Here is a 2,886-nt window from a genome sequence, read left to right as displayed (position 1 = left end):
GGCTGGCATGCGAAAAGATTGGGCAAAACCCCTGATGGACAAATTCTACGAGCTACTGCAAGCACAACCCCTCTACCGCGAGGTCTTCGGCATCATATAGCGGGGAAATTATGAGGGGATTGATAAGATTCACACGAGGACAAGAAGACGAAGGCGATCTTCCAACAGAACCTGACGGTGATGACGAAGAAGAAGCTCATCACGCAGTGGCACGATGGGCTGATCGAGCCGGGAATGCGCTGGCGGGAGGAGATCGAAGAGAATCTCGCGAGGATGGATGTCTTCGTGGGACTGCTGACGAATGCCTTCATCAACTCCGACTTCATAGAAAAGGTGGAGATCAAAGCCGCGCGGAAGAAGCTCCAGGAGCAGAGGAAGGATTTCTTTTTCGTGCTTATTTTAGTGAATAATATCAGTCTCTTAGGGCTGGATCTGGCAGAGTATCAAGTCCTGAAGCCCGGCGGAAAAGCTGTGTGCGAGCACGCGAGCCGGAAGGCGGGGTTCAACGTGGCGCAGAAGGAACTGGAGCAACTGATCCTGAACCGCCAGGCGGTGAAGAAGGCCCAGAAACATGGCGAGCTCGCCTTCGAGCCACGCGTGACAAGGACGCAGGAAAAAGACGGCATCACCATCATTGTGCAAGGCGATTACATTGGAAGAGACAAACCCATGACACACGACCACAGCATCCACATCGGCGGCAATGTCACTAACGCCCAAGTCGGCCAGACATTGACGAACTGCACGAATATGATCCAGCAGCAGGCGCCGGGAGAACGGAAGGATTTGCTGGAGGAACTGGAGAAGCAGGTGCAGCAGCTCCTCAAGGCACTCCCCGCGGAGAAGCAGGAGGAAGCGGCGGGGAATGTGGAACTCGCGGTGAAGGCGGCGACGAGCGCGAAGCCAAACCGCGCGTGGTATTCTGTCTCCACGGAGGGGCTGCTGGAAGCAGCGAAGTTTGTGGAGGACTTCAGCGGGAACATCGCCGGGACGATCAAGAACCTGGGTAAGTCCCTGTGGCCAGATTTTCTGCTGCCGGAGTCGGAGTGACCGGCGCCGTCCCGATGCCGCCGGATTGTTGCGTCGGACGGGCCGGCCGGTGATTTGGCGGTCCGCGCGGGGGCGGGAGGAGGTCGTTTGGGTTGGCCTTGGCCGGTTCCGGGGAGCTGTGGGGGACGCAGAGCTCAGTGAGCTCAACGCGGTTGCGGGGCTGCTTTGCCAACAACCTGCCATCGTGCCTCAATGGTGTCCGCTGACAAATCAGCACCACAATCCCATTCAACAAAGTATCGGCCGTTGACAACCTTCATAAATTCGCTCTGGTCTCGAAGGTCTTCAAACGCCTCATATCCCAGATAGGGACTGACATCAAGACTGCCAACGCGACCGTCGTCTGCAACGATGGACAAGACCCAATTGGGTTGTGGACGGAGTTCCGCAATTCTCATTGGTCAAGTCCTTTTATTGGAAACAGTTTCTTGCCGTTTACAGCCAAGTTCCAGTCAGCAAGCAAGTCTTCTTGATGAATCTCGATCCATGCGACGACCAGTTTGTGCTTGTTCGGCGGCAGCCCACCTGCCAGAAGCGTTCCGTCAAGAATTGAGTACACGGCTACTTTTCCTTGGTAATCGGCATGTATGTGTGGCATGTGATGTTTCTCGGTATCTCGAAAGAACATCCGAATGAGAATCCCATAAAACATGGAAATCGTTGGCATGCTGTCGTCGCCTTCTATCTGCTGCCAGCCAAAAATCCTCTCGCAAGGGGGCATCAAAGTCTTCACGCATACGGATTTTACCACGGTGCTGGCCAAAGATGCGTTTATTGGCTTTTTGGGGGATAGGGACAAGCTTGACTCTAGCCTTGTCATCTCTAGCGATGACGATTTCATCTCCCTGCTGGGCTAAGCCAATGAGCTCGGCCAGACGCTTTTCGGCTTCTTGTACAGAAACGATTCGGGTGGACACGATTGGCTTCCTCGCGCAGTATTGCTGATTCTCATTTTAGCCTATGTAGAAAAGATGGGTGGAACGCCGCGAAATCTACTATCCCCCTCGGCTGAAGTAAGAAAAAGTATAGGAAATTCAACGCAGCTTTGCAACGAGTATTGTTGCGTCGGACGGGCCGGTGATTTGGCGGTCCGCGCGGGGGCGCTCGTCAAGGGCGAGTTTGATCTTGATGAGCGGCAGAGACTCGAGGCCCTGCTGCGGTATGGCGGCCTTCTGCGCGTCCGTGGGGTGCGGGTGGGGTGGACGTTTTGCGTCCTACCCCCAACGGGTGCGTGCCCACCGCACGTTTGAAATTCGCCCCCCTCTTCGCCGTCCCCTGGCCGATCCGCAGTCCCAGGTCACGGCCCGTTCCAGGCCCGGGGGACGCCGTGTCGCGCGCTCCGCGTCTCTCCTCCCCGCGCGTATCAAGGCGGACGCCGACCGCGGGTCCCCCTCCCCGGGGTCGAGTTCGCGGGGTCGAGTTCGGGGTCAGAGTTAAAACAGCTTATATGTGGTAGTCTAAGCGCGGTTTCATACAACGAGCAAAGGGACTTGCACATGGCCCGCCTACCCCGGCTGTCTTTACCTTCAATCCCTCAGCATGTCGCCCGGCGCGGCCCACGGCGCGCCGGCCGCGGACGCTCGGGCCGGTCGCCGATCTCGAACACCACCTCCCCGGGTAACGGTGGCGGGAGCTGTTCGACTCCCTGTGCGTTCGGGCGCGACCTTGGCACTTGATGTCACCGACGGCGAATGGATGCAACGCCCCCAGCCGGCCGGCCAAGCGGCCGTGACGGACACCCTTTCCCTGTAGCGCCTTCTCCGCGGCTTTTCCGATCCCAGGTTCTCGTTCCAGGCCCCATCCGATGACAGCAATGAACCGTCTTCAAGCCCTTCT

4 protein-coding genes are annotated in these 2,886 nt (G+C 57.6%); 2 read left to right on the top strand and 2 right to left on the bottom strand.

The genetic code is table 11. The annotated features are described in order from the left end of the window. Positions 1-180 precede the first annotated feature (180 nt). Positions 181-1,050, top strand: a complete 870-nt coding sequence (locus M3461_07185; protein ID MDQ3774149.1) for a toll/interleukin-1 receptor domain-containing protein — start codon at positions 181-183, stop codon at positions 1,048-1,050. A 143-nt stretch (positions 1,051-1,193) separates the two neighbouring features. On the opposite strand, the gene M3461_07180 is transcribed toward M3461_07185, so the two are convergent. After that, a complete protein-coding gene (locus tag M3461_07180) occupies positions 1,194-1,448 on the bottom strand; it encodes a DUF2442 domain-containing protein (GenBank protein MDQ3774148.1) in 255 nt (84 codons plus the stop codon). Further along, positions 1,445-1,717, bottom strand: a complete 273-nt coding sequence (locus M3461_07175) for a DUF4160 domain-containing protein (GenBank protein MDQ3774147.1) — start codon at positions 1,715-1,717, stop codon at positions 1,445-1,447. Before M3461_07175 ends, M3461_07180 begins: the two co-directional genes overlap by 4 nt. Between M3461_07175 and M3461_07170 the strand changes: the two genes are divergently transcribed. Beyond that, complete coding sequence (locus M3461_07170) at positions 1,701-1,907, top strand: hypothetical protein (protein MDQ3774146.1); 207 nt, start codon at positions 1,701-1,703, stop codon at positions 1,905-1,907. The two genes, M3461_07175 and M3461_07170, sit on opposite strands and share 17 nt — an antisense overlap. The last annotated feature ends 979 nt before the right edge of the window (positions 1,908-2,886 follow it).

Source organism: Pseudomonadota bacterium (assembly GCA_030860485.1).
Classification (GTDB): Bacteria; Pseudomonadota; Gammaproteobacteria; order JACCXJ01; family JACCXJ01; genus JACCXJ01.
The sequence above is the reverse complement of the archived record's forward strand: the minus strand, read 5'-3'. Positions and strand labels throughout refer to the sequence as shown.